22 protein-coding genes are annotated in these 26,502 nt (G+C 38.1%); 12 read left to right on the forward strand and 10 right to left on the reverse strand.

The genetic code is table 11. The features are described from left to right. Position 1: 1 nt before the first annotated feature. Positions 2-1,525, reverse strand: coding sequence for a cryptochrome/photolyase family protein (locus J671_RS06370; protein WP_031981709.1), 1,524 nt, complete (start codon positions 1,523-1,525; stop codon positions 2-4). 288 nt (positions 1,526-1,813) lie between these two features. Between J671_RS06370 and nudC the strand changes: the two genes are divergently transcribed. Then, positions 1,814-2,593: an NAD(+) diphosphatase gene (nudC, locus tag J671_RS06375; RefSeq protein ID WP_031981710.1), complete on the forward strand. Its 780-nt coding sequence runs from the start codon at positions 1,814-1,816 to the stop codon at positions 2,591-2,593. Between the two features lie 97 nt (positions 2,594-2,690). Here the strand turns inward: nudC and J671_RS06380 are convergent, their stop codons facing one another. Continuing rightward, positions 2,691-4,046 (reverse strand): amino acid permease, encoded by a 1,356-nt coding sequence (locus J671_RS06380; RefSeq protein WP_002016863.1) that lies wholly within the window; start codon positions 4,044-4,046, stop codon positions 2,691-2,693. A gap of 378 nt (positions 4,047-4,424) precedes the next feature. Between J671_RS06380 and prpF the strand changes: the two genes are divergently transcribed. The 3 genes from prpF (at position 4,425) to J671_RS06395 (ending at position 7,111) form a co-directional block, all read left to right on the forward strand. Further along, complete coding sequence (gene prpF, locus J671_RS06385; protein ID WP_004885439.1) at positions 4,425-5,612, forward strand: 2-methylaconitate cis-trans isomerase PrpF; 1,188 nt, start codon at positions 4,425-4,427, stop codon at positions 5,610-5,612. A gap of 159 nt (positions 5,613-5,771) precedes the next feature. Then, entirely contained in the window at positions 5,772-6,683 is a 912-nt protein-coding gene (locus J671_RS06390) for a polyprenyl synthetase family protein (protein ID WP_000097114.1), read from the forward strand. 59 nt (positions 6,684-6,742) lie between these two features. Beyond that, positions 6,743-7,111, forward strand: a complete 369-nt coding sequence (locus J671_RS06395) for an MmcQ/YjbR family DNA-binding protein (protein WP_004885440.1) — start codon at positions 6,743-6,745, stop codon at positions 7,109-7,111. A 69-nt stretch (positions 7,112-7,180) separates the two neighbouring features. On the opposite strand, the gene J671_RS06400 is transcribed toward J671_RS06395, so the two are convergent. From J671_RS06400 to J671_RS06415, 4 genes are all read right to left on the reverse strand, one after another. After that, positions 7,181-8,035: an SPFH domain-containing protein gene (locus J671_RS06400; protein WP_002051299.1), complete on the reverse strand. Its 855-nt coding sequence runs from the start codon at positions 8,033-8,035 to the stop codon at positions 7,181-7,183. A 28-nt stretch (positions 8,036-8,063) separates the two neighbouring features. Next, positions 8,064-8,525 (reverse strand): NfeD family protein, encoded by a 462-nt coding sequence (locus J671_RS06405; protein WP_004885442.1) that lies wholly within the window; start codon positions 8,523-8,525, stop codon positions 8,064-8,066. Positions 8,526-8,630: 105 nt separating this feature from the next. Then, positions 8,631-9,548, reverse strand: a complete 918-nt coding sequence (locus J671_RS06410) for a patatin-like phospholipase family protein (protein WP_004705841.1) — start codon at positions 9,546-9,548, stop codon at positions 8,631-8,633. A 67-nt stretch (positions 9,549-9,615) separates the two neighbouring features. Then, positions 9,616-10,242 carry a lysophospholipid acyltransferase family protein gene (locus J671_RS06415; protein ID WP_004885444.1) on the reverse strand — a complete coding sequence of 209 codons (627 nt, stop codon included), beginning with the start codon at positions 10,240-10,242 and terminating at the stop codon, positions 9,616-9,618. 127 nt (positions 10,243-10,369) lie between these two features. Between J671_RS06415 and J671_RS06420 the strand changes: the two genes are divergently transcribed. The 5 genes from J671_RS06420 (at position 10,370) to J671_RS06440 (ending at position 17,352) form a co-directional block, all read left to right on the forward strand. Beyond that, positions 10,370-11,617, forward strand: coding sequence for an MFS transporter (locus tag J671_RS06420; protein ID WP_031981711.1), 1,248 nt, complete (start codon positions 10,370-10,372; stop codon positions 11,615-11,617). A 541-nt stretch (positions 11,618-12,158) separates the two neighbouring features. Beyond that, a complete protein-coding gene (locus tag J671_RS06425) occupies positions 12,159-13,466 on the forward strand; it encodes a DcaP family trimeric outer membrane transporter (protein WP_016805257.1) in 1,308 nt (435 codons plus the stop codon). 187 nt (positions 13,467-13,653) lie between these two features. Then, the gene (locus J671_RS06430) at positions 13,654-15,303 is read left to right on the forward strand and encodes a phosphoethanolamine transferase (RefSeq protein ID WP_022575731.1); all 1,650 of its coding nucleotides are present in this window, start codon (positions 13,654-13,656) and stop codon (positions 15,301-15,303) included. A gap of 14 nt (positions 15,304-15,317) precedes the next feature. After that, positions 15,318-15,992, forward strand: a complete 675-nt coding sequence (locus J671_RS06435) for a DNA-binding response regulator PmrA (protein WP_002051287.1) — start codon at positions 15,318-15,320, stop codon at positions 15,990-15,992. 25 nt (positions 15,993-16,017) lie between these two features. Then, the gene (locus J671_RS06440; protein WP_031225266.1) at positions 16,018-17,352 is read left to right on the forward strand and encodes a two-component system sensor histidine kinase PmrB; all 1,335 of its coding nucleotides are present in this window, start codon (positions 16,018-16,020) and stop codon (positions 17,350-17,352) included. On the opposite strand, the gene J671_RS06445 is transcribed toward J671_RS06440, so the two are convergent. The 3 genes from J671_RS06445 to J671_RS06455 all read right to left on the reverse strand — a co-directional run bounded on the left by J671_RS06445 (position 17,349) and on the right by J671_RS06455 (position 20,684). After that, positions 17,349-18,047 carry a phosphatase PAP2 family protein gene (locus J671_RS06445; RefSeq protein WP_022575733.1) on the reverse strand — a complete coding sequence of 233 codons (699 nt, stop codon included), beginning with the start codon at positions 18,045-18,047 and terminating at the stop codon, positions 17,349-17,351. The two genes, J671_RS06440 and J671_RS06445, sit on opposite strands and share 4 nt — an antisense overlap. Positions 18,048-18,306: 259 nt before the next feature. Then, positions 18,307-19,494 (reverse strand): ammonium transporter, encoded by a 1,188-nt coding sequence (locus J671_RS06450; RefSeq protein WP_031981714.1) that lies wholly within the window; start codon positions 19,492-19,494, stop codon positions 18,307-18,309. Between the two features lie 305 nt (positions 19,495-19,799). Then, positions 19,800-20,684: a LysR family transcriptional regulator gene (locus J671_RS06455; RefSeq protein WP_031981715.1), complete on the reverse strand. Its 885-nt coding sequence runs from the start codon at positions 20,682-20,684 to the stop codon at positions 19,800-19,802. Positions 20,685-20,800: 116 nt separating this feature from the next. On the opposite strand from J671_RS06455, the gene J671_RS06460 reads away from it, so the two are divergent. The 3 genes from J671_RS06460 to J671_RS06470 all read left to right on the forward strand — a co-directional run bounded on the left by J671_RS06460 (position 20,801) and on the right by J671_RS06470 (position 23,538). Continuing rightward, on the forward strand, positions 20,801-21,706 hold the full coding sequence (locus J671_RS06460; RefSeq protein ID WP_031981716.1) for an AEC family transporter: 906 nt from the start codon (positions 20,801-20,803) through the stop codon (positions 21,704-21,706). A 99-nt stretch (positions 21,707-21,805) separates the two neighbouring features. Next, positions 21,806-22,822, forward strand: a complete 1,017-nt coding sequence (locus tag J671_RS06465; protein ID WP_031981717.1) for a hypothetical protein — start codon at positions 21,806-21,808, stop codon at positions 22,820-22,822. A gap of 137 nt (positions 22,823-22,959) precedes the next feature. Next, positions 22,960-23,538 carry a methyltransferase domain-containing protein gene (locus tag J671_RS06470; RefSeq protein WP_031981719.1) on the forward strand — a complete coding sequence of 193 codons (579 nt, stop codon included), beginning with the start codon at positions 22,960-22,962 and terminating at the stop codon, positions 23,536-23,538. Between the two features lie 64 nt (positions 23,539-23,602). Here the strand turns inward: J671_RS06470 and J671_RS06475 are convergent, their stop codons facing one another. Next, positions 23,603-26,482, reverse strand: a complete 2,880-nt coding sequence (locus tag J671_RS06475; RefSeq protein ID WP_031981721.1) for a valine--tRNA ligase — start codon at positions 26,480-26,482, stop codon at positions 23,603-23,605. Positions 26,483-26,502: the final 20 nt, after the last annotated feature.

Below are 26,502 nucleotides of genomic sequence, written 5' to 3' on the forward strand. Positions count from 1 at the left end.
CTTAAAGCTCATCAAGTTGATGAATAAGTAACTGTGCATGCTGCATAACAGAAGCTTTATCTTTCATACGATCAAGGTTTTTGTAGACCATCGCCATTCTGGGATTTTGACGAAATATGGCCTCATGCTGGCTCATAAAATACCAATACAAGCTGTTAAATGGACAACTGTCTGGTTCAGTTTTGGTTTTGACGTTATATGTACAGTGCTGACAATAATTTGACATTTTATGTATGTAATTACCTGATGCAGCATAGGGTTTACTTGCCATGATGCCGCCATCTGCATACATCGCCATGCCTAAAGTATTCGGTAATTCGACCCATTCATAAGCATCGACATAAACTGCTAAATACCATTCGCAAATTTCAGATGGATTTACACCAGCTAAAAGCGCAAAGTTGCCTGTAATCATTAAACGCTGAATATGGTGAGCATAGCCATGTTCAAAGGTATTTCTGAAACACTCGGCCATACATGCCATTTTTGTATCACCCGTCCAGTAATATTGTGGTAGCGGCATGCTGGCATGAAGGGTATTTTGATCGCTATAGTCAGGCATAGACAACCAATAGATTCCACGCACATATTCCCGCCATCCTAATATCTGGCGAATAAATCCTTCTACTGCATTTAAGGGGGCCTGTCCGTTGTAATAGGCTGTTTGAGCAGCGTCGCACACCTCTTGTGGCAATAACAATCCACAATTTAAATAAGGCGAGAGCAGACTATGAAACATAAAATCTGAACTATAAACCATGGCATCTTGATAATCGCCAAAGTGGGGTAGGTTGTTAGAAATAAAATGGTCTAAAGCAAGTAAGGCATTTTGACGGGTTGTTGCCCATTGAAAGGAATCGATATTGCCGATATGTTGAGAAAATTCTTTCTTGACCAGTTGAATAACATCTATATCAATTTGATCATGCTCAAAGGTTAATTTTGGTGGCAAAGGTGGATTGCCTGACCACGCTTTTCGATTGGCTTGATCAAAGTTCCATTGCCCGCCTACGGGTTGTTGGTCATGCATTAAATAGTGAGTTTGCTTGCGCATTTCTCGGTAAAAGTATTCCATCCTTAGCGTTTTATATTTGTTTGCCCATTGCTTGAATTGTTCTACGGTACAAAAGAAACGATCATCTTCTAAACAAATAACAGGTAGTTTTAGTGAGTTAGACCATGAAGTATCGATTTCATGCTGTAAGCGATACTCACCACATTGGGTAACGATGAGAGTATTTGCCGAGAAGTGTTGTTGCTGCAAAGCAATAAAGTCGACTAACTTTTTTATATGACTTTCGCGCTTAAATGTGTGATAACGGATTTTCCAGCCCTGTGCTTTTAATTCTTTTGCAAAGTGTCGCATTGCACTAAAAATCAGCGCTATTTTTTGTGGATGATGAGCAACATAAGATGTTTCCTCAAGTACTTCAGCCATCAAAATAATGTCTTCATTTTGGTTTAAATACTTGAGCGTTGCGAGTTGGTGATTTAATTGATCACCCAGAATTAAACCAAATCGCATATTTTTGCTTCATGAGATGGGACTAAAACTAGTCTAAATTTTTAGAGATCAATTTTATGTGAAGCAGTGCTTCTAAGTTCATCACTGGTCAGTTAGCTATAAAGTCATAGATATAACTTAAAAGCATAGCATGCGTGAATAAAATGTGATTTTAATCAAAAAGATACAAATTAAATAAATTGAAGATGTTTGCCAGTATGCGTAAGATTTTTGAAAAATATGTTTTAAGTCTGATCCTTTTGAAGAAGCTATAGAGGCCGTCGAAAGGTTCTTCACTCGAGTATATAAATGGATACCAACAACCTTCCTATTGCTTATATTTTTCAGCAACAACAACTTTTGGTTGATGCGAATTTTAATTTGCCTTGCCTTAAACAGCAGGAACATGATTTACATATACAAGCAGACCCTCAAGTAATAGCAAGAGATTTCCAAGAAGGTGAACCTATACCAAATGGATATCAGTTCATACCTATTCGCCAACTCTTACAATATTGGACTAAACCGCAGTTTGAACAGGCGAGTCGTGCTTTTCAGTTACTAGAGTGGCGTCGTAATCATCAGTTTTGTAGCCGTTGTGGGCATAAAACCCAGCAGCATAAGACTGAATATTCTATGACTTGTCCAGCATGTAGTTTTAGTCAATATCCTAGAGTTAACCCTTGTGTGATTACTATTATTACACGTGGAGAGAACGAGATTTTGCTGGCTAAAAATGCCAGAAATACAACCCAGATGTATAGTTTAATCGCTGGCTTTGTCGAGGTAGGGGAAACACTAGAAGATGCTGTGCGACGTGAAACATTAGAAGAAGTTGGATTGCACATTAAGAATATTCAGTATTTGGCGAGTCAACCATGGCCATTTCCGAGTAACTTAATGTTGGCTTTTAAAGCTGAATATGAAGCGGGCGAAATTGAAATTCAGGAGAAAGAACTGAGTGATGCTCAATTTTTCAAACTTGATCAGTTACCTGAAATTCCATTTAAGGGCAGTATTGCGCATGCAATGATTATGCATGTTATTCATGGCACACCTGTGGCTGATGATACGAAACAATGGCTCTAAATAGACATTCAAATATGGTTTTAATCTTATCGTCTTAAATAAAAAAGCCATTGTCGAGACAATGGCTTTTTTCATATTTTAAATACAAATGTTCAGATTATTGTTCTTTAGCATTGAGTACTTTAAACAAAATAAACATAAGAACAATCCAGATCGGAATCATCATTACAGACTCTTTAAAGCCTTGGCTCCACATAATGTAAAGTACAACAGCAATGAAACCTAAAACCAAATAGTTACTAAATGGTGCCCAAAGTGCAGGGAAGTGAGTTTTTTGACCGAGTTTTTTCATTGCTGATTTAAACTTAAGGTGAGTCATACTGATCATCGCCCAGTTCAATACCAATGCTCCAACTACAATGTACATTAAGTGACTTAAAGCATCCTCAGGTACAAAGTAATTTAAAAGAACACAGCCAAAAATAAGTAATGCAGATAACAAAACTGCTGGTACAGGTACACCTTGTTTATTTACTTTCTTGAAAATTTTTGGCGCGTTACCCTGTTGAGCTAAACCGTAAAGCATACGGCTATTGGCAAACATCCCACTGTTATAAACAGAGAGGGCCGCGGTTAAAATAATAAAGTTCAGTAAATGTGCAGCCCAACCAATACCCATTTGGCTAAAAATCATAACAAATGGACTTTTATCGAGACCGCCAAGATCTAACTGGTTCCACGGCACTAATGAAAGTAAGATCGCTAGTGAACCGATATAGAAAATCAAGATACGGAAAACAACTTGGTTAATTGCTTTTGGAATGGTCTTTTTCGGATCTTTTGCTTCTGCCGCAGCCATACCAATCAGTTCAATACCACCAAAGGCGAACATCAAGAAAGCCAACATGTAGAAGAGGCCACTAAAGCCATTTGGAAAAAATCCACCATGAGACCACAGGTTACTAAATGAAATGCTTGAACCCACATCTGCTGTAAATAGCAAATAAAGGCCAAAAACAATCATAGAGATAACAGCAGCAACTTTAATAATAGCGAGCCAGAATTCGGACTCACCATAAAATTTGACGTTTGTAAGGTTAATTGCCGTAATCACGACAAAGAAAAATAAGACAGACGTCCATGCTGGAATATGAGGCCACCAGTAATTAATATATTTGGCTACCGCGGTGAGTTCACTCATCGCAACCAGAACATAGAGCATCCAATAATTCCATCCAGCTAAAAATCCGGGAAATTTTCCCCAGTACTTATAAGCAAAATGGCTGAACGATCCTGCAACAGGTTCTTCAACAATCATTTCTCCCAGGTGGCGCATAATTAAAAAAGCAATTAAGCCACCAATGGCATATCCTAAAATAATGGATGGTCCCGCAGATTGAATCACTTGCGCCGAGCCTAAAAATAATCCGGTACCAATTGCTCCACCCATAGCAATTAATTGGATATGTCGATTTTTTAGTCCTCGTTGCAGTGTAGAAGATTCGTTGGTCAAAGGTCTTCACTCACTATGAATAAGTAAATTATTCTAATAGATGGATTTATTTTAGCCTAGACTACAAATTAACAAGCGGTGACTGAAAAGTAACACTAAAAAATATTTAAAATCATTAACTTGCTTTTAATAATTTAAAAATGATTAAAAAATATTCTAAAAATATATTTTTGATAGACTCTTTTTTTCATGATTTTGCTTAATTCGGTCATTGCGAGCATGAATCTAAATTCTCAAAATAAGTCTGCGTCAATACGATTGATGTATAAAAGCATAACGCTATCTCTAGATCACAAAACGATTTAAGATGAAGTGCATGACTAAACAAGTCTGTTTGTTTCGAGATATAAAAACACAAGAGTAAGGATAACAGTTGATATGAGCTCAGTACCGCAAATTAAAATTCCAGCAACTTACATGCGTGGTGGAACCAGTAAAGGCGTATTTTTTAAACTTGATGATTTGCCGGAAAGAGCTCAGGTGGCAGGTCAAGCAAGAGATCAACTCTTACTACGTGTCATTGGTAGCCCAGATCCTTATGGAAAGCAAATTGATGGAATGGGTGGAGCGACTTCAAGTACCAGTAAAACCGTTATTCTCGCTAAAAGCACACAGCCAGATCACGATGTAGACTATTTATTTGGACAGGTTTCAATAGATCAGCCTTTTGTGGACTGGAGTGGTAACTGCGGTAATTTAACTGCTGCGGTTGGTTCATTTGCGATTTCAAATGGTTTGGTTGATGAAAATCGAATTCCTGAAAATGGTCTCTGTACTGTTCGAATTTGGCAAAAAAATATTCAAAAAACCATTATTGCTCATGTACCTATCACCAATGGTCAAGTTCAAGAAACTGGTGACTTCGAACTGGATGGAGTGACTTTCCCTGCTGCAGAAGTTCAAATTGAGTTTTTAGACCCAGCCGATGATGGTGAAGAGGGCGGTGATATGTTCCCGACAGGGAATGTTGTTGACCAATTAGACGTGCCTGAGATTGGCAGTTTCCAAGCCACATTTATTAATGCCGGTATTCCAACCATTTTCTTAAATGCAGAAGATTTAGGATACCAAGGTACAGAACTGCAAGATCATATTAATGGTGACGCCGCAGCGCTAGCACGTTTTGAAAAAATTCGTGCATATGGTGCTGTGCAAATGGGTTTAATTAAAGATATTTCAGAAGCAGCTGCACGTCAGCACACACCAAAAATTGCTTTTGTTTCTAAGCCGAAAAATTACACAGCTTCAAGCGGTAAAAACGTTTCAGAAAATGATGTCGACTTACTGGTTCGTGCTTTGTCGATGGGTAAACTTCACCATGCCATGATGGGAACAGCAGCGGTAGCAATTGGTACGGCTGCTGCCATTCCGGGTACATTGGTAAATTTAGCAGCTGGTGGTGGCGAGCGTGAAGCAGTGCGTTTTGGACATCCATCGGGAACATTACGTGTTGGTGCTCAAGCTGAACTTACAAATGGTCAATGGGTAGTGAAAAAAGCCATTATGAGCCGTAGTGCACGTGTCTTAATGGAAGGTTGGGTACGCGTTCCGGGTGACAGTTTCTAAAAGTCATTTAAATGAAAAGCCTCTCTCCCATAGAGAGGCTTTTTTACTTCTGACATCCATAACTCATCACGCACTTTTTACAGTGAATCGTGTATGATGTAGCACATGAATGTTTCATCACATTCAATAAAATTTCTCTACTGATTTTACGAGGCGACTGTGTCATCACTCTCTCAAGTTAATGCGGATGTTTTAAAACAAGCTCAACAACGTATTCAACAAGATTTATTGACAACACTCGCCGCATTTTCAATTCCTGAACCTTTAAAAAGCGCAGTACACCATGCAGTTATGCTTGGTGGAAAACGTGTGCGTCCAGCTTTGTGTTACGCCACAGCTTCTTTACAAGACAATCCAAATTTTGCGGCTGCTCGCCGTGCGGCAGTTGCGGTTGAACTTATTCATTGCTACTCCCTAGCGCATGATGATTTGCCTTGTATGGACAATGATTTACTTCGTCGTGGTCAGCCAACTTGCCATGTAGCATTTGGTGAAGATACCGCTTTACTTGCAGGTGATATTTTACAGTCGATGGCTTTTGAGGTTTTAGGGAGTCGTTTGTTTGATGAACAAGGGCAGGGAACTGATGCTGCAATTGTATTAAAGCAAATTCAAATTTTAGCAACAGCCAGCTCTAAAATGGTTTGTGGACAGGTTTTAGACCTACAAGCTGAAGCTAAACAAATTTCTCAAGACGAACTAGAAAATATCCACCGTAATAAAACGGGAGCGCTTATTCAGGCTGCCATTATGATGGGTGCAGTGACAATTTTCTCTGGAACAGATCAGGCAATTCCGAAATTACGCCAATATGGACAAGCAATTGGACTGGCTTTTCAGGTGCAAGATGATATTTTGGACATTACCTCAAGCACTGAAACTTTAGGTAAAACTGCGGGTAAGGATGAACAAGTACAAAAGTCGACTTATCCTGCTTTAATGGGACTTGAGCAAGCACAGGTTTATGCAAAAGAGTTGCATGATCAAGCTTTTGAGGCTTTAGCGCATTTTGGTGAAAATGCAAAAGAATTAGTTGAGATTTCACAATTCCTTTTAGCCCGTACCAACTAATATAAAATCAAATTAATAATCCTGCTTGTATTCATATTCAATGAATAAAGGAAATAAGAATGAATGGTGATCAGCTCCATCAAGTTGCAATAGAGATTGCGTGTAATCTTCCTTTTAGTGAGCAAAGCCAACCCTTTGGACCTGAATGCGACGTCTTTAAAATTTTAGAAAAGGTGTTTTTATTAGTAGGGGAAGGAACGGGCACAAAAATGATTACTGTTAAATGTGATCCATATAAAAGTCAGGAATATCAGGAGCTTTATCCTTTTATTATTCCGGGGTATCACATGAATAAAAAACACTGGATCTCTATTACTCCGCATAAAAACTTAACTCGTGATTTACTTCAAGATTTGATTCGCGATTCTTATGACTTAGTCGTAAAAAAGCTACCTTTGAAAGATCAAAAAAGATTAAACAACCAATAATACTCAATATGAAAACGGCGACCATCAGGTCGCCGTTTTTATTTCAATGACTTATTGAAAGCAGTTAAATTAATTATGCTTTCCCATAATGCCACGGATTGTATTTAAAACATCAGCAGGTAATACAACAGTTTTGGCATTGCTCGATTTAGCCATGTCTTGCATTGCTTTAACGTACTGTTCACCTAATAGATAAGCGACAGGTGTTTCTTTATCGCCGACTGCGCTTGTTACCATTTCAATCGCTTTTTGAGATGCTTCTGCTAAGACAACTTGTGCTTCTGCATCACGGCGAGATGCTTCTAAACGACCATCTGCTTCTAAAATTGCAGCTTGCTTTTCACCGTCAGCTCTAGTCACTGTAGCACGACGTTGACGTTCAGCAGCAGCTTGAGCTTCCATAGCAGCTTGCATGGTTGAAGATGGCTGAATATCTTGAATTTCTACAGTTTTTAAAGTGATACCCCAATCCGAAATATCATCAGAAATTGCAGCTTTTAGTTTAGCTTTAATGTGATCTCGTGAAGACAGTGCATCATCTAGATCCATTTCACCCACAATAGAACGTAATGAAGTCTGTACAAGGTTTTGAATGGCCCATGTATAGTTTTCAATACCGTACACTGCTTTTTCAGGGGTTGTTAAATTGATATAAGCTACTGCATTCATAAGCAATACAGCATTGTCACGGGTAATCACTTCTTGAGATGGAATATCAAGCACAATATCTTTAGTCGTGACTTTATAAGCTACGTCATCAATATAAGGAATAACGAAGTTCAACCCTGGATTAAGCGTGGAATGATATTTCCCTAAACGCTGAACAATCCATTTATAACCTTGAGGAACAATACGTACCCCTTTAAAAATAGTAACTGCTACAAAAGCCAAAAAGGCTAAAACAATAATGGTACCAACTGGCATGAAAATAACCTCTCTTTATCTTTAATGTTTATGAAGTACTGTGGGGCTGGACAATTAAGTCATTGCCCGAAATATCAATGACACGGACTCGATCACCGACTTTCACAGGGCTAGTGCTGCGACAGTTCCATTCATCGGCCCCTAAAATAGGCATAGGGAAACGGACAATAATTTGGTCATGAGCAAGTCCGGTTTGAATCACCATACCAATTTGTCCAATGGTGGCCTCACGAGGTAAACCTGCTTTAGTTCTATCAATCGATAAGGGTTTAATAAATTTGAACCAAAGAATGGTGCATAGCACCGATAAAATAATCCACAATACAATTTGGGTTGTAAGGCTAATATCTGGAAATAACCAATAGAGAAAGCAAACCATAATGGCTGCAATACCAAACCAGAGAGCGGCAAAAGCAGGGATAATCAGCTCAGAAAGAATAAGTAAGATACCCAATACAAACCAGTGCCAAGGTTCTACAACAAACTCCATAGATCTGCTCTTTTATATATCTTTATGATGGGTAAAAGTGATCTCATATCACTTTTACCACTGTAGCAGATGATAGTAAGTGTGGATAGAAAAAAACCACCTCAATTAAAATTTAGGACGTGGAGCTGGCTTAAATGCGGCTGGAGATTTTTTGAAATTCGCTATTGCAGTTTCAATTTGACGAATTTGGCCTTGAGCAGCTTTCTCACCCTCTAAAATAGCTTCATTACTTGATTTTAAATCGAGTGTACCTAAGTGCCCAACTTTAGGTTGGATGACTACGTTTGCTAGTTTTAACTCTTCATTAATACTTTGTTGACCCATAATATTAATGGTTTGATCAAGTAATCCCCACATATTCGCTGGGCGATTTCCTGCTGGACGTGCTGAAATATCAACCGCAATCACAATATCTGCACCCATATCACGTGCTGTTTTTACAGGAATTGGGCTAACTAATCCGCCATCTACGTACTTTTGATTGCCAATAGTGGCAGGGACAAACACGTTTGGAATACTACAAGACGCACGTACTGCTTGACCTGCATTACCTTTAATAAAGTCAGCTTTTTGACCATTATCAAGACGGGTTGCTACTGCTGCAAAACGAATTGGGAATTTCTCAATAGGCTTATTGCCCACGTTACGGTTCACATAATCTTGTAGCTTTTGCCCAAGAATAATACCTTGGCGATTAAGCGTTAAATCACGAATATCCGATTCTTGTAATTTAAGTGCAAGATTTTGGAGCTGATAAGGTGTTTGCCCACTGGCATAGATACTTCCTACAAAACTACCGGCACTTGTACCCGTAACAATTTTAGGTTTAATACCATGTGATTCTAAGACCTTGATAACACCAATATGTGAAAATCCTTTTGCTCCACCGCCGCCTAAGGCAAGTGCAATAACTGGTTCGCGTGCTTTAACTGAAGTGGTCGGTGTTGGTGTTTTGCTGAATTTATCACAGCCAAATAAGGCTAAAGAGATAAATCCGATACTGGCAAATTGAGCAATTTTCATCTTTGAAAAACAATCTATAGCAAGATAAATTAAGATGGCCCATCAGACCAGATTCGTTCAATTTTTGCTAGGTTTTTTTCACAAGATTTTGTAAAGGTTCTGCAAGCCAATTACGATTTTTCGGTGATATTTTTCCATCATAACGCTCAAAAATTTTGGCGAGATCTTCATCATAATTTCCGCTAGGAGTTAAATAGCCTAAGCAGTGAATAGTCTTGCGATCATAATCAAAAGAGAACATCACAATTGGGATATTAGCCTTTGCAGCAATATGGTAAAAGCCACTCTTCATTTTTTTTGCTTTCTTACGTGTGCCTTCTGGCGCCATTCCAATCCAGATCTTGTCATAATCCTGAATGGTTGCAACCACCTGTTCAGTCAGTCCATTGGCAGAGTCACGTTTTACCGGAATAACACCTGCCCAATCTAAAACACGTTTAAAAGGAGGCTTAAATAAGCTGTCTTTACCTAGTACTGTAATTTGAATGCCAAGCCCAAAAATAGCTAAAAAACCATACCAGCCATCAATATTGGATGTATGAGGAGAAATAATGGCTACAGCCTTAGGAAAGTTAGGAACTTCACCTTCTATAGTCCAGCCTTGAGCCAAAAAAAGTTTTTTAAATAATGCTCGACTTAAAGCATTACCACGTTGAGGGACCTGTGGAGGTAGCTTAGGGAAATGTTGTTCCATATTTTTAAGTTTTAAATCATCCTTTGTTTTATCTTAATCTTTTGAAATCTATGCTTCATTGGCAAAATGTAAGATTACGCATGGTATTTCATGTTATTACCGCACAAAGAAATAAAAGTAGGTATATATGTTTCGACAGCAAAATCTTTATCTTTTGCTATTTTCCTTATATTGGGCGCAAGGTCTACCTGTGGGTTTTATGACCCATGCTTTGCCCGTAATATTAAGAGCTCAAGGTGTATCACTCGCGCATATTGGTGGTTTTGGGCTGCTTATGGTGCCTTGGTCAATCAAAATATTTTGGGCACCGTGGGTGGATCGACACGCAATTTCCCGTTTAGGTCATTATCGTAGCTGGATTTTACCCACTCAGCTTTTAACGGTGGCAGTAATTTGTATTTTATCTTTTTTTCCTATTCAGGCTTTAGATCAGCCTTTGTACTTATTTATATTTTTTATTGCACTGTTATTTATGAACTCGACGGGCGCAACTCAAGATATTGCAACCGATGCTTTAGCTGTCAATTTATTACAACATGATCAGCAACATTGGGGAAATACATTTCAAGTTGTAGGCTCTCGGCTTGGTTTTATTGTAGGTGGGGGGGCTGTGTTATGGTGTTTAGATTGGTTGTCATGGCAGCCAACTTTTTTATTATTAGCTGCTTTAGTATTTATCAATACTCTACCTGTTTTACTATTCAAAGAACCTCCTCATACTTCTCATTCTGACAATCAATCTAGCCAGCCAAATTTATTGATAAAAATTAAGTCTTATTTGAGTTATTTTTCTCAAAATAAAGAGCTTCGCTCTTGGTTAATGGTACTTATCACTTTTAAAGTGGCAGATGGCTTAGCCGGGCCATTACTTAAACCCTTAATGGTTGATATGGGATTAAGCTTTACCCAAATTGGTGTTTACATCACTATGCTAGGTGCTGTAGCTGCTTTAGTGGGGGCATTTATTGCAGGATGGGTATTAAAGTATTTTTCTAGACCAGCTACCTTAATTAGTTTTTCAATATTAAAAATCATGAGTTTAGGTGCGTATGTTTATTTGGCCTATGCTTATGAGCAGAAGATAAAAATAAATACATGGCTTATCTATTCTGTAAATGCTTTGGAAGATGCTTTTGCTGCCATGCTATTGGTTGTAATGCTAACCTTGGTTATGCATTACAGTCGAAAGAACTATGCGGGTACCGATTTTACTTTTCAGGTTTCGATTATGGCGACTGTAAGTGGGGGACTTTATACCTTGAGTGGAATCATTGGAGATGTACTTGGTTATTTCCATTATTTGATAGCTATTGTCACTATTGCTGTACTATTTTTAATTCCTATTTACGTATGGAAGGCAGCAAAAGCTGTATAAAAAGTGATATTAAGCTGATGAAATAAAGAAACTTAATTCATATTAAGTTAAGCTAAAAAGTTGTGCTTATAACTTTACTCATTCTTTTAAAAATGTATATTTTTAGCTATTCAAATGGCTTATTAATTGTGCCATCTTGTTTGGGTAGCAAATGGACGCTAGAAAGGAAAAAAGGATGGAAGTAACAAGAAAAATTATGTGAATCAAGCAACGTCGGTAAAAAAATATTCACTTAGACGGTTTATTAGCCTAAAGTCTAAAAAAGAATAATGAAATAATGATTTAATCATTCTATAAGATAAGAGAGTTGTGTAGGATTCGTTACAACATGAAGTCAAGGTAAAAGTTCTGTAAACAAAAGTATGTCTTGCTTCTTTTGATTTGGAATTTTTAATCTTACCCAGCGTTAAAATTGGTTTTGATTGCGGTAATAAAATTAATGCAATCAAATTTGGAGAATAGTTGATTTTTTAGTGCTCAATGGTCACCGAATCAACTTGGCATGGATAAGCAACATAAAATATATTTTTAGGAGTTTTTGATGGATCTATTCCTTAATCGTAAATCGTTTGTTGTTAAAAGTTTAGCTATTACAGTAACAGCTTTAATGATGAGTGGGGCAAATGCGGCAACCTCTGAAAAAGAGGAAATTCAAAAACTTCGTCAAGAAGTTGAAGCATTAAAAGCATTAGTTAAAGAACAGCGCCAAGTACAGCAGCAACAGCAACAAGTACAGCAACAACAGCAAGTGCAGTTAGCTGAAGTTAAAGCACAGCCTCAACCTGTTGCAGCTCCTGCTTCTCCATTAGCAGGTTTTAAATCTAAAGCTGGTGCTGATGTGAACCTTTATGGTTTCGTTCGTGGTGATGCTAACTATATTATCGAAGGTGCCGATAACGACTTTGGTGATGTTAGTAAAACTGATGGTAAAACAAAAGATAAATTACGTTCGACTGCTAAAACCACACGTCTTGGTTTAGATTTTAATACACCTGTTGGCGATGCTAAGGTAGGCGGTAAACTCGAAGTCGATTTTGCTGGCTCAACAACAGATTCGAATGGCTCATTACGTATTCGTCATGCTTATTTAACGTATAACGACTGGTTATTTGGTCAAACGACGTCTAACTTCTTGTCAACTCATGCACCAGAAATGATCGATTTCTCGACAAACGTTGGTGGTGGTACAAAACGTGTTCCTCAAGTACGCTATGGCTACAAGTTGGGTCCAACTACACAATTGTTTGTTTCTGCTGAAAAAGGTGATAGTACTTCAGCAACAGCCGGCGATAGCATCAAGTATAGCTTACCTGTATTAACTGCTAAAATTACTCAAGGTTATGCAGACGGTAAAGGTTCTGCATCAGCTCGTGCTTTAGTAGAAAATTATAAATCATCACTTGGTGATGATAATAAAACTGGTTGGGGTATTGCTGCAGGTACAGACTTTAAAGTTTCTGATCCTTTAAAAGTTTTTGCTGATGTTTCATATGTAGTTGGTGATAGTAGCTATTTATATGGCAGTAATGCTGCTTATGCTGTAGCTCCTAATAAAGATATTGAGCAAAATAAATTTGTTGCTGTACAAGTAGGTGGTACTTATAAAATTTTACCTAACTTGCGTTCAACTTTAGCGTACGGTGCAGAGTTTGCTGATGACGGCACTGATTATGCAAAAGTATATACAGCTGGTAATGAAAAAGTTCAGCAAGCATGGATTAACTTCATCTATACACCTGTTAAACCAATTGATTTAGGCCTTGAATATGTCAATGGTAAACGTGAAACGTTTGCTGGCCAGTCTTATAAAGATAACCGTATTGGTTTAATGGCTAAGTATAGCTTCTAATTTCTCAATGCTTCTTAGCTAATTGAGTCGAGATTCATATGAGTCTCGACTCATTTTTTTAATTGAAATAAATAAGTAGCGTAAAGCCGTTAAAAATGGTTTATACCGATCATTCTATTATTTAAGTCATTTTTAAGTTTCAATTTTTACAGTAGAGCATCATAAAAAAAGGTCGTAGTAACCAGAGATGCTGAGTTTTTTTTCTACATTAAGAAATAAGCAGATTTCCCTGTTTATGTTCAACTTCATTATAGCCATTTGGTTAGGTGCAATTCTAAATTTTGGTTTTTATAAAAAAGTTCATTTGTTAACGCCATATTTAGGTATAAAAGCGACCTTTTTTTTAGCGGCTACTGTAGTGATTGTTGTTGCTACCTATTATGCGGCTTTACAAATTTTAAACTGGAAATGGACGGCCAAAATTTTTGCCATTTTACTGGTATTTATTGGTGGTTTTAGCTCGTACTTTGTAAATACTTTAGGTGTCATTATTTCACCTGATCAGATTCAGAATATTGCTCAAACAGATGTTGCTGAAGCTACAGATTTACTTTCTTTGCGTTTTGGGCTCTGGACAATCTTCTTTGTTATTTTACCTATTTTTTTAATTACTCAGGTAAAACTCAAATCAGAAAGAATACTTCCGCTTTTGCTTAAAAAAGTACTTTCAATCGCTCTTGCATTTGCCGTTGTAGGTGGTTTGTTGTTTGCATATTATGTTGATTTTGCAGCAATATTTAGAGAGCATCGTGATTTAAAAGGAATGATCTCTCCTCAAAACACTATTTCTTCGGTGATGTCTTATTATCGTAAAAAAGCGCCTAAGAAAAATCTTCCTCTTGTGAAGTATGGTGAAGATGCCCATCAAGTTCAGCAAACTCAAAAAGATTTACCTAAACTCATGGTACTTGTAGTGGGCGAAACTGCACGTGCAGAAAGTTTCTCGCTCAATGGGTATGCTAAAAATACAAATCCAGAGCTTTCTAAACAAGATATTTTAAATTTCTCTCAAGTGAGTTCATGTGGTACGGCAACAGCAGTTTCTGTGCCATGTATGTTCTCTGGTATGCCACGTGCTGATTATGATGAGCAATTGGCAAGCCATCGTGAAGGCTTACTAGATATTGCAAAACGCGCAGGCTATCAAGTGACTTGGATTGATAACAATTCGGGTTGTAAAGGTGCATGTGATCGTGTTGAACAATACCAGATTCCAGAAGACTTAAAGCAAAAATGGTGTAAAGATGGTGAATGTCTTGATGGTATTCTCATTGATAGCTTAAAGCAGTATTTGGCCTCTATTCCGAAAGACGATAAACGTCCACGTTTAGTTGTATTACATCAGATGGGTAGCCATGGGCCAGCATATTACAAACGGGCACCTGAGGGATATCAACCATTTAAACCAACTTGTGATACTAATGCGATACAGGGTTGTTCACCAGCTGAGCTATTAAATAGTTATGATAATACAATCGTGTATACAGACCATGTATTAAGCCAAATGATCAATACTTTAAAAGAAGTATCGAATTATCAAACAGGTTTATGGTATTTATCTGATCATGGAGAATCGACAGGTGAGCATGGTATGTATTTGCATGGTTCGCCTTACTCAATCGCACCGAGCCAACAAACACATATTCCAATGATTATGTGGTTCTCTGATGGCTGGAAACAACATAATCTTGCTCAAGTAAATTGTTTAAACCAACAAACTAAACAAAAGTTAAGTCAGGATAATCTATTCCCAAGTTTGTTAAGTTTGCTGGATGTACAAACTCAGGTCATCAACCCTCAACTGGACATGTTGCACTCTTGTGCCCATGTAAACTAAAGCGAGCCTAGAACATGACAAAAATCTTGATGATTGAAGATGATTTTATGATTGCAGAATCAACAACGACGTTGCTGCAATATCATCAATTTGAGGTGGAATGGGTCAATAACGGTTTAGATGGTTTGGCCCAATTAGCAAAGAATAAGTTTGATCTCATTCTTTTAGACTTGGGATTGCCAATGATGGATGGTATGCAAGTTTTAAAGCAGATCCGTCAAAGAGCAGCAACACCAGTCTTGATTATCTCTGCACGTGACCAACTGCAAAACCGTGTTGATGGTTTGAATTTGGGAGCAGATGATTACTTAATTAAGCCTTATGAGTTTGATGAATTACTCGCTCGTATTCATGCCTTATTACGCCGTAGTGGCGTAGAGGCTCAACTTGCAAGCCAAGATCAACTACTAGAAAGCGGTGATCTGGTTTTAAATGTTGAACAGCACATTGCAACATTTAAAGGGCAACGTATTGATTTATCGAATCGTGAATGGGCAATCTTGATTCCGCTTATGAGTCATCCAAATAAAATTTTCTCAAAAGCTAATTTGGAAGATAAGTTATATGACTTTGATAGTGATGTGACCAGCAACACAATTGAGGTATATGTCCATCATTTAAGGGCTAAGTTGGGTAAAGACTTTATTCGAACTATCCGAGGACTGGGTTACCGTTTAGGGCAATCATAATTTAAGATTTCGGGACTTCATGAACGTGCATTATTCATTAAAAAAACGACTGATTTGGGGCACCTCAATTTTCAGTGTCATCTTAGGTTGTATTTTAATTTTTAGTGCTTATAAGGTTGCACTTCAGGAAGTCGATGAAATTCTAGATACTCAAATGCAGTATTTAGCGGAAAGAACGGCTGAGTATCCCTTAAAAACAGTAAGTAGTAAGTTTGATTTACATCGAACTTACCACGAAGAAGATTTATTTTTAGATATTTGGGCTTATAAAGACCAAGCGAATTTATCTCATCATCTGCACTTCTTGGTTCCTCCTGTTCAACAAGCTGGTTTTTATTCACATAAAACCGCTGAAGGTGTAGTCCGAACATATGTTTTACCGTTGAAAGACTACCAAATTCAGGTCAGTCAACAAGAGCGGGTTCGTGAAGCTTTCGCATGGGAGCTTGCAGGCAGTATGTTCATTCCTTATTTAATTATTTTACCTTTCGCGATATTTGCCTTGGCTGCCATTATTAGTCGTGGTTTAAAACCAATAGATGATTTTAAAAATGAGTTAATGGAGCGTGATTCTGAGGAGTTAACACCAATTGAGGTGCATGATTATCCTCAAGAGCTTTTGCCTACCATTGATGAAATGAACCGTCTGTTTGACCGTATTTCTAAAGCACAAAATGAACAGAAGCAATTCATTGCTGATGCTGCTCATGAACTACGAACACCTGTTACTGCATTGAACTTACAAACCAAGATTTTGTTAAGCCAGTTTCCTGAGCATGAATCGTTGCAAAACTTAAGCAAAGGTTTAGCTCGTATTCAGCATTTAGTGACGCAGCTTTTGGCGTTGGCAAAGCAAGATGTAACTTTAAGTATGGTTGAACCTACTGGCTATTTTCAGCTCAATGATGTGGCTTTAAATTGTGTTGAGCAGTTGGTTAATTTAGCCATGCAAAAAGAAATTGATTTAGGCTTTGTTAGAAATGACCCTGTCGAGATGCATAGTATTGAACCTACCGTACATTCGATTATTTTTAACTTAATTGATAATGCAATTAAATATACACCACATCAGGGGGTAATTAACATTTCAGTTTATACCGACCCAGATAACTTTGCATGTATTCAAATCGAAGATAGTGGCGCAGGTATAGATCCTGAAAATTACGATAAGGTGCTTAAACGTTTTTATCGAGTACACCATCATCTTGAAGTGGGAAGTGGTTTAGGCTTATCAATTGTAGACCGTGCAACTCAAAGACTTGGTGGAACTCTAACTCTCGATAAAAGTTTAGAACTTGGTGGTCTTTCAGTTTTAGTGAAGTTACCTAAGGTTTTACATTTACATGAAACAAGAGCTTAACTAAGCTCTTGTTTTAATTGTTTTTCGAACTCAAAGCGATGAATACAAATCGCATAAAAGAAAATGTTCACTGCCCAAACAACCCAACCTGTCCATAAGTTATGACTTAGGAAATGTGCTCCTCGCATCATTTGTGCCCAACCCATCATAAATCCTAATAAAATGCCTGAAAATAAATAAAAATAAGCTCGTTTTGGTTGTTCAAGACGATAAACAAAATAACCGGTCATTATGATAAATCCAGCACTGGCATGACCACCTGGAAAACAATGACCATGTTTTGCTGTAAAGTCCCAAATATAGCCACCTAAACTATTAGGATGAACCATATTCCAAGGGCAGGCATGAGCAGATTGTGATTTTAATAAACCAACAACACCGCTACCAATCATGCTGACAAAAAACATATAACCATATTGCCAGCGATAGATTTTTAACTTTTCTACTTTAAATGAAGCAAGCCACAGACCAAAAAAGATGACATAAATCGCAGTGATAATGTCTTTTACGATTTGATGATTAAGCCTTTCGAGATACCAATTTTCCCGATTAAAAAATTGACCAGTTGAATCAATCCAAGGTTGGATGAGGTACATATCAATTTTTCCACCCACTGGGAATACAAATAAAAGTATAAAAAAGCTGATAGCAAGAAAAATAAGCTGAAGCTGAAAAAAATGTTTTTGTTGATTCATTGTGTTTTAACATCAATTTAAGCGTGAATTGAAGGCATTACATAAAATAAAACTTAAATTGTTCTTAAACTAAACAGGATTTCATCTTTAAATCTTAGAAAAATATTCAATTTAATATATTTTTCAATATATTAAATTGAATGTATGGAAAACTAAAAGTGTAGTTTTTAATCAAGGAAAGTTATTTTTAAACTAAGAGGTTTTATTTGTAAGAGGTATATGAAGCAGAATATTTAAATCCTGCTTCATAATCATTGAATTAAAACATGCCTTCTTCAGAGTTGGCAGAGATTTTATGAATAGACAAATCTGCACCACGAAACTCATCTTCTTGAGATAAACGAATACCAATGGTCGCTTTAAGGATGCCATAAACAATAAAACCGCCAGCAAGTGCGATAGCAATCGCGAGTACTGTACCAATGAGCTGTGAGGCAAATGATACACCGCCTAAACCACCTAGCCATTTTTGACCAAATAGTCCCACTGCAATACCGCCGAATGCACCGCAAACGCCATGTAAAGGCCATACACCTAGTACATCATCTACTTTGAGTTTATTTTGAGTATAGGTAAAGAGGTATACGAACATGGCACCAGCTATACCACCAATAACAAGTGCACTCACGGGATGAACAATGTCAGATCCTGCACAAATAGCAACTAAACCGGCAAGTGGACCATTATGTAAGAAACCTGGGTCATTTTTCCCAATTGCATTTGCTGTAATCGTTCCGCCAACCATTGCCATAAGTGAATTAATAGCAACTAGCCCAGAAATAGCATCAAGACGTTGAGCACTCATTACATTAAAGCCAAACCAGCCCACGATTAAAATCCATGAACCAAGTGCTAAAAATGGAATTGAAGAAGGAGGGTGAGCACTTACACGACCATCTTTCTTATAACGACCAGAACGAGCACCTAATAAAATAACCGCAGCGAGTGCAATCCAGCCACCCATTGCATGGACTACAACTGAACCAGCAAAGTCGTGAAAAGCTGCGCCAAAAGTTATTTCTAACCATTTTTGTAGACCATAGTTACCATTCCAGACCATACCTTCAAAAAAAGGATAGACCAGACCAACTAAAGCGAGCGTTGCTATTGCTTGTGAACGCATTTTGGCGCGTTCTGCAATACCACCTGAAATAATTGCAGGAATTGCCGCAGCAAAAGTCAGTAAAAAGAAGCAGCGCATTAAGTTGTAACCATGATCACTTGCGAGGCTTGTACCATCATGGAAGAAATGCTGGCCATAAGAAATGTAATAACCAACAAAGAAATATGCGATTGCGGAGAGGGCAAAGTCAGTCAGAATTTTACTAAGCGCGTTCACCTGATTTTTGTGGCGAACTGTACCAAGTTCCAAGAATGCAAAACCTGCGTGCATGGCAAGAACCAAAACTGCACCAAGTAACAAGAAAAATAGATCTACATTTTGCATAGCATGCTCGAAAAAAGTGCTAAATTCCATTTTGGAACAAATCTGGGTCTGTAAATTGCACCAAAATAGATTTAAGGAACCTAAAAACCTAAGTTTGCCGAAACAAACTCAATTGCATAAAAGTGAATATGCAATAAGCGCACCAATTTGGATTGTGAAATTAGTTTTTGGCGATAAATGGTGCGTTAATTTGCTTAAAATAGGCTGCAATGGCACATTTTTATGATAAAAGTCATCTAATTTGTTTATAAAATGACCCAAATGAGTACGTTATTAAAATATAAAACGAATTAAATTCTACTAAATTATTTATTAGACCAAACCTCTTGAGCAACCTCTATAAATGCTTTTACGGCTGGGCTGATATGTTTCTTGTTTTTTACTGCAAGGCCAATAGAGCGTTTAAGGTTTGGTTTAAAAGGGCGTTTAACTACATTTGGATAAAGTGAGAGTAACTCTTTGGTGATGACCATATCAGAGACTATTGAGATTCCTAACTGGTTGTGTACCATACTGACGATACTTAGAATTTGGGAAACATAAAATTTAATGTCTGGTTTCACATTAAAGTTTTTTAAAATTAATTCGACCTGATGTCGACTACCAGCCATTGTCATAATAAAAGGGCAGTTTTCTAGATGTGCTGGATCAATATAGAGTTGCTGCGCTAGCGGGTAACCACTCGGAATTAAGGCAACAAAACGATCTTCGATTAAAGGGAATGTATCGAATCGCTCATCTGGCATAATTAAAAAACCAACCTCTATGCGCCGTTCCAATAACCACTGAGCAACTTCTTTATCTTCACCTTCATCAATATAAATTTCGATTTTAGGATAGCGCTGCCGAAAGGTTTCTAAAATTTCAGGCAGTAGATAAATAGAGGATGATGCCCCAAAAGAACCAATACGTAATGTTCCTTCATTTAAACCGTGGATGGCAGCCACTTCTTTTTCTAATGTATCGGAAATACTTAGTAGCTCTTTTACATGGGTCAATAACTGCTGACCTGTCGTGGTGAGTTCAATATCGCTTTGAGTTCTTGAAATGAGGTTAATACCCCATTGTTGTTCTAATGATTTAAGCGCATGGGAAACTGCCGACTGTGAAATGCCCAACTTTTCAGCGGTCGCAGTGAAACTTTTTAGTTCAGCAATGAGTGCGAAAATTTCAAGTTGGGTAAAGGTCATGTTGTATTTGTTATGAGTAAAAACTCATTTTATCATGAGTTTTCATTATCTTTAATATATGAGTAAGCCAAGCTAATTGCCAAAGCAGCAAGCCCTAACAAAACTCGAGTAAAGAAATGAATAGCATTGTTTTATCTCTTTTTCCTTTAGTTGCATTAATTGCATCGGGATACTTATTTAAAAAATATCATTTTTTCAGCGATGAGTTTTGGGTTGGGGCAGAGAAGCTTAATTACTATATTTTGTTTCCCGCTTTGCTTTTTAGTACGCTCTCGACTGCAAAAATTGACTTACAGAGCTTAAGCACAGCCATCATTGCGATGTTGATTGTGGTCTTAGCTGTAACCGCCTTTTTATACATACTCCGAATGTTTTGGCATATACCGCCTGCACGTTTTGGTGTGCATGTACAAAGTATGGTTCGCTTTAATACTTATATTGGTTTGGCCTTAGTGACTTCACTTTTTAAAAGTGAAGGAATGGCAATACTGGCAATTTTATTGGCACTTTGCATTCCACTGGTAAATGTTATTTCGGTGCTTGCTTTAACTTCTAAAGAACATATGGCAATTAAACCTGTTTTGATTGCACTGCTTAAAAACCCTTTAATTGCATCATGTGTGATCGGAGCAGCAGTCAATGCGCTTCATATCCCGATTTGGGAAGGCTTTACTCAGTTTATTAAGCTTTTTTCTGTTTCGAGTTTGCCATTAGGTTTGTTATGTGTTGGCACAGCTTTGCAGTTTATGCAAATTAAAAAAGACATTGTGGTATTGGCAGCAGACACGTTTGCACGACTTTTAGCAGTGCCTGCATTGGCTTACGCGGTATGTACGTGGTTTGGTTTACCAAGTTTGCAAACACAGATTTTAGTCATTTTCTTTGCGCTACCGACTGCTTCAGCTTCATACATTTTAACCAAAGTTTTGGGTGGCGATAGTCAGCTTATGGCAGCCGTGATTAGCTTTCAAACGTTATGCGCCGCCGTGACTTTGCCATTAGTGATTTGGTGGATTTCTTAAGATATAAATCTTTAGGCTGACTCATATTTAAAGAATGCTTGGCTACCTTCCTCATCTGATTATTGCTACACTTTTTTCTTTTTCAGGTGGATGAGTAGTATGTCCTTTGATCTCAAAGTGAGCTTGCAGCAAAGGTCTGAACCGTCTGCACAGCAGAAAAAACTGAATCGCCTGATTAATAAAATAGAACAGCAAAAAGTTAGCCTGAGCACATGGCAAAATGCACAAGCTGATATTCAACAGCACATTCGGCAAAAACTGATGCCTGTGTATCGAGATTTGCATACAGTGCTATTTCAACAGTTAGAACAACTTTGGAATATGTTGCATAGCCACGAGTTTTCTAAAGCGGATATACAACAACTCGATGAAAAAATTGCTCAGCTTGCACAAATGTTGAAGCGCTCCGAAATGCTATCTGCTGAACAGTTGGATTTAGTGAATCAGATCGATACTTTTTATCAGCAGCATGCAGGGGAATCGGTAAAAAAGAATAAAAAAACTCAGCCAATACAATTTGAATATGGAGAAAGTGCTGAGCAAGGTTCAGAACTTGAAGAAGACTTTGAAAAGTACGCTGCCGAGCAACAACAAGCGCGGGAACAAGCCAAACAGCAAAGACAACAACAGAAACGTGAACAAGCTGAGCAAATGGCAGCGCAGTCACTCAAAACAGTTTATTTAAAAATTGCCGCGATGATTCACCCAGACCGTGAGCAAGATGAAACAAAGAAACAGGAAAAAACTGAGTTGTTTCAACAAGCAAGTCAGGCCTACGAAAAGCAGGATTTGTTTTATTTACTCAAACTCCAGTTACAGCTTGAACAGAATAAAGGGCTAGGTGCTAAAGAATTATCTGCTGAGCAGTTACGGTTTTATAAACTGGCTTTAGATGCACAAAGTCAGCAGCTTGAAAGCCAAATTGCTGAGATCTTAGATTCTTTTCAGTTAGCCAAGAATGTAAAAGCAGAGCATGTACACATTAGTGATGTGTATAAAGCTATAGATGCTGATTGTGCTGAGTTAAAGCAGCAGGTGAAATGGGAAAAAGAGCGTTTAAAGCATATGAAAAAAGTGAGTGGGGTAGAGATGTTGTTGGGGCATGAGGCGCTTTAATTAGCTTCTAGGCTTTATATGCAGCCATGAGGCTACCGATGATTTGATAAGGAATAAATTCTGAAATAAGAAATCGTTGAGGTTATATTCTTTATAAAATATAGTGTGGAAATTATAAAAATTAAAAGATCGGATTTATGAATGAAAAATTTATTCAATTATCAAAAGAACTTAAACATAGACCTATTTTAGAGAAGGCTTTAGGTTATTTTCCTAACTTACCTTTAGTTGCTATCGATTGTGGCTGTGGCGCTGGCAATGAATCTGCTTATCTACTCTCAAAGGGATTTAATGTTCATGCTTTTGATATTTCAATTGATGCGCAAAAAGTTTGTACTGAGCGATTCAAAGATGACTCTAAATTTATTTTCTATCATGAATCTTTTGAAGACTTTAATTTCCCGTCTGCAAGCTTAATTATTGCTTCATCAAGTCTATTCTTTTGCGATCCAAGCTATTTTTATAGTGTAATTAAACGAATTATAAATGCGCTTCCTGAAGGCGGAATTCTGGTAGCTGATTTATTGGGGACTCAAGATGAATGGGTTGCTAGAGAAACTGCAAAATTTATAGGATTTACTTATCAAGATATAGTTGGTCTATTCTTATATGATTTTAATTTATTGTTTCATAAAGAAATGAGTGAAAATCTTCCTTTATTGAGTGGTCATATAAAATCATGGCATCTTCATATGGTGATTCTACAAAAAAAGTAATTTTGAAATATAGAAAAACCCAGAACCTGCTTGCACAGATTCTGGGTTCATTTAACTAAAAAGCTTAAAGCGCAGCAATTTGCTCCATATTCGCTTTAACTTTATCTAACTGCGCAGCAAACTCAGCAAGCTTCGCTTTTTCACCTTCAACAACCGCTGCCGGTGCTTTAGACACAAAGCCTTCATTTGCAAGTTTGCCCGCGATTTGGTCGTGTTGCTTTTGGATTTTATCCAAGTCTTTTTGCAAACGAGCAAGCTCAGCTTTAGGGTCAATTAAGCCTTTCATTGGTACAAATACCGATGCATGGCTAACAACGCTAGAGCAAGATAAAGGTGGTTCTTGGTCTTTATTCAAGAACTCAATGCTTTCAACTTTAGCCAATGCTTTGAACAATGCTTCAATACGAATGATTTGTTCACGTTCAGCGTCAGATGTATTTTGAAGTAATACTGGCAACAAGCGTGCATTACCTAAGCCTAACTCACCACGAATGTTACGTACTGCACCAATCAAGCCTTGAAGCCATTGCATATCTGCTTCAGCTTGTTCATTGATTTTTGCTTGCTCAGGAATAGGGTATTGAGCAGTCATAATCGTTGGGCCGCCTTGACCAAGCATTGGAGCAAGTGTTTGCCAGATTTCTTCTGTCAAATACGGCATTAATGGATGAGCCAAACGTAATGAAGCTTCCATGACAGCAAGCAATACACGGCGTACTTCAGCTTTACGCTCTTCTGAAACTTCTGCATCGTTCAGAACCGGTTTAGTTAACTCAACATACCAGTCACAGTATTCATTCCAGATAAAGTCATAAATCGCTTGAGCAGCAAGGTCTAAACGATACGTTGCAAACGCTTGATGCACAGCAGCTTCAGCTTTTTGCAGACGGCTCATAATCCATTGTTCTGGAAGTTCCCAAAGATCAGGGCGAGCTTGTTGACCAACGGTTTGACCTTCAACATTCATCAGAACGAAACGCGTTGCGTTCCAGATTTTGTTACAGAAGTTACGGTAACCTTCAACACGTTTTAAGTCGAACTTGATGTCACGACCAGTGTTTGCAAGGGCACAGAACGTGAAACGAACTGCGTCAGTACCATAAGCATTAATGCCTTCTGGGAATTCTTTACGCGTTGATTTTTCAATCTTCGCAGCATCTTTCGGGTTCATGAGGCCAGTCGTACGTTTTGCGACTAAGCTTTCTAAATCGATACCGTCAATCAAGTCTAATGGGTCAAGTACGTTACCTTTAGACTTCGACATTTTTTGCCCTTCACCATCACGTACCAAGCCGTGAACGTAAACTGTCTTAAATGGAATTTGAGATGAACCATCGTCATTTTTCATGAAGTGCATGGTCATCATGATCATGCGGGCAACCCAGAAGAAGATAATGTCAAAACCAGTCACCAACACGTCAGTCGGATGGAAAGTTTTGAGTTCAGGCGTTTGTTCTGGCCAGCCTAAAGTTGAGAATGTCCAAAGTGCAGATGAGAACCATGTATCAAGTACGTCTTCGTCTTGTTTAAGCTCAACATCGGCCGCGATGTTATTTTTCGCGCGAACTTCTTCTTCGCTACGGCCAACATAGATATTGCCATCTGCATCGTACCAAGCTGGAATACGGTGACCCCACCAAAGCTGACGTGAAATACACCAGTCTTGAATGTCACGCATCCATGCCATGTACATGTTGCTGTATTGCTCTGGAACAAACTTAATACGACCATCTTGAACCGCTTCAATTGCAGGCTCAGCAAGAGGTGCAATTTTTACGTACCATTGGTCAGTCAATAATGGCTCAATAATTACGCCTGAACGGTCACCGCGTGGCGCTTTTAAGTCATACGGTTGGATTTGGTCTAACCAGCCTTCCGCTTCCGCTTGAGCAACTAGTTTTTTACGTGCTTCGAAGCGCTCTAAACCAGCATAGTCTGCAGGTGCAGTAATGGTTTTAGAAATTTGTTCGCCAGCTTTGGCAATATATTCAAACTCACCTAAAACTTCAGCGTTTTTGTTGAAGATATTGATGATTGGCAAGCTATTGCGTTTACCTAACTCATAGTCGTTAAAGTCGTGAGCAGGCGTGATTTTTACACAGCCAGTACCGAAGTCTTTTTCAACGTAGTCATCGGCAACGATTGGAATTAAACGACCAGTAATTGGCAATACAATATTTTTACCAACAAGGTGTGCATAACGCTCATCTTCAGGGTGAACAGCAACAGCAGTATCACCAAGTAATGTTTCAGGTCGAGTCGTTGCAACTACGAGATAGTCTTTGCCATCTTGAGTTTTAACTGATTTATCTTCAAAGAAATATTTAAAGTGCCAAAGTGAGCCTTTTTCTTCTTTGCTTTCTACTTCAAGGTCAGAAAGAGCAGTTTGAAGTTTAGGGTCCCAGTTTACAAGACGCTTACCACGATAAATTAAACCGTCTTCGTGCAAACGAACGAATACTTCTTTAACTGCGTTTGATAAACCTTCATCCATCGTGAAGCGTTCACGTGACCAGTCTACAGACGAACCTAAACGACGAATTTGTTTGGTAATTGTGCCGCCAGATTGTTCTTTCCATTCCCAAACTTTTTCGATGAATTTTTCACGGCCTAAGTCGTGACGAGTTACACCTTGTAAGCCAAGTTGACGCTCAACAACCATTTGAGTTGCAATACCAGCATGGTCAGTACCCGGTTGCCACAAAGTGTTTTTACCCATCATACGGTTATAACGGGTGAGGGCATCCATAATGGCATTGTTAAAGCCATGGCCCATGTGCAAACTACCAGTGACGTTTGGTGGTGGAATCATGATACAGAATGATTCACCGTGACCAGAAGGTTTGAAGTAACCTTGTTCTTCCCACGTTTTGTACCACTTCTTTTCGATCTCGGTTGGATCGTAGGTGGTGGCAATATTTTGAGCGGTTTGAGCGTCAGTCATAGTAGCTTAGATCGAATATG

Origin of the sequence: Acinetobacter sp. 1130196 (assembly GCF_000588095.1) — a bacterium.
GTDB classification, from domain to species: Bacteria; Pseudomonadota; Gammaproteobacteria; order Pseudomonadales; family Moraxellaceae; genus Acinetobacter; species Acinetobacter nosocomialis.

Coding starts and splice junctions, on each gene's coding strand:
- J671_RS06370 (WP_031981709.1), bottom strand. CDS start 1,525: ATGCGATTTGGTTTAATTCTGGGTGATCAATTAAATCACCAACTCGCA.
- nudC (WP_031981710.1), top strand. CDS start 1,814: ATGGATACCAACAACCTTCCTATTGCTTATATTTTTCAGCAACAACAA.
- prpF (WP_004885439.1), top strand. CDS start 4,425: ATGAGCTCAGTACCGCAAATTAAAATTCCAGCAACTTACATGCGTGGT.
- J671_RS06395 (WP_004885440.1), top strand. CDS start 6,743: ATGAATGGTGATCAGCTCCATCAAGTTGCAATAGAGATTGCGTGTAAT.
- J671_RS06400 (WP_002051299.1), bottom strand. CDS start 8,035: ATGCCAGTTGGTACCATTATTGTTTTAGCCTTTTTGGCTTTTGTAGCA.
- J671_RS06405 (WP_004885442.1), bottom strand. CDS start 8,525: ATGGAGTTTGTTGTAGAACCTTGGCACTGGTTTGTATTGGGTATCTTA.
- J671_RS06410 (WP_004705841.1), bottom strand. CDS start 9,548: ATGAAAATTGCTCAATTTGCCAGTATCGGATTTATCTCTTTAGCCTTA.
- J671_RS06415 (WP_004885444.1), bottom strand. CDS start 10,242: ATGGAACAACATTTCCCTAAGCTACCTCCACAGGTCCCTCAACGTGGT.
- J671_RS06420 (WP_031981711.1), top strand. CDS start 10,370: ATGTTTCGACAGCAAAATCTTTATCTTTTGCTATTTTCCTTATATTGG.
- J671_RS06425 (WP_016805257.1), top strand. CDS start 12,159: ATGGATCTATTCCTTAATCGTAAATCGTTTGTTGTTAAAAGTTTAGCT.
- J671_RS06430 (WP_022575731.1), top strand. CDS start 13,654: ATGCTGAGTTTTTTTTCTACATTAAGAAATAAGCAGATTTCCCTGTTT.
- J671_RS06435 (WP_002051287.1), top strand. CDS start 15,318: ATGACAAAAATCTTGATGATTGAAGATGATTTTATGATTGCAGAATCA.
- J671_RS06445 (WP_022575733.1), bottom strand. CDS start 18,047: ATGAATCAACAAAAACATTTTTTTCAGCTTCAGCTTATTTTTCTTGCT.
- J671_RS06450 (WP_031981714.1), bottom strand. CDS start 19,494: ATGCAAAATGTAGATCTATTTTTCTTGTTACTTGGTGCAGTTTTGGTT.
- J671_RS06455 (WP_031981715.1), bottom strand. CDS start 20,684: ATGACCTTTACCCAACTTGAAATTTTCGCACTCATTGCTGAACTAAAA.
- J671_RS06460 (WP_031981716.1), top strand. CDS start 20,801: ATGAATAGCATTGTTTTATCTCTTTTTCCTTTAGTTGCATTAATTGCA.
- J671_RS06465 (WP_031981717.1), top strand. CDS start 21,806: ATGTCCTTTGATCTCAAAGTGAGCTTGCAGCAAAGGTCTGAACCGTCT.
- J671_RS06470 (WP_031981719.1), top strand. CDS start 22,960: ATGAATGAAAAATTTATTCAATTATCAAAAGAACTTAAACATAGACCT.
- J671_RS06475 (WP_031981721.1), bottom strand. CDS start 26,482: ATGACTGACGCTCAAACCGCTCAAAATATTGCCACCACCTACGATCCA.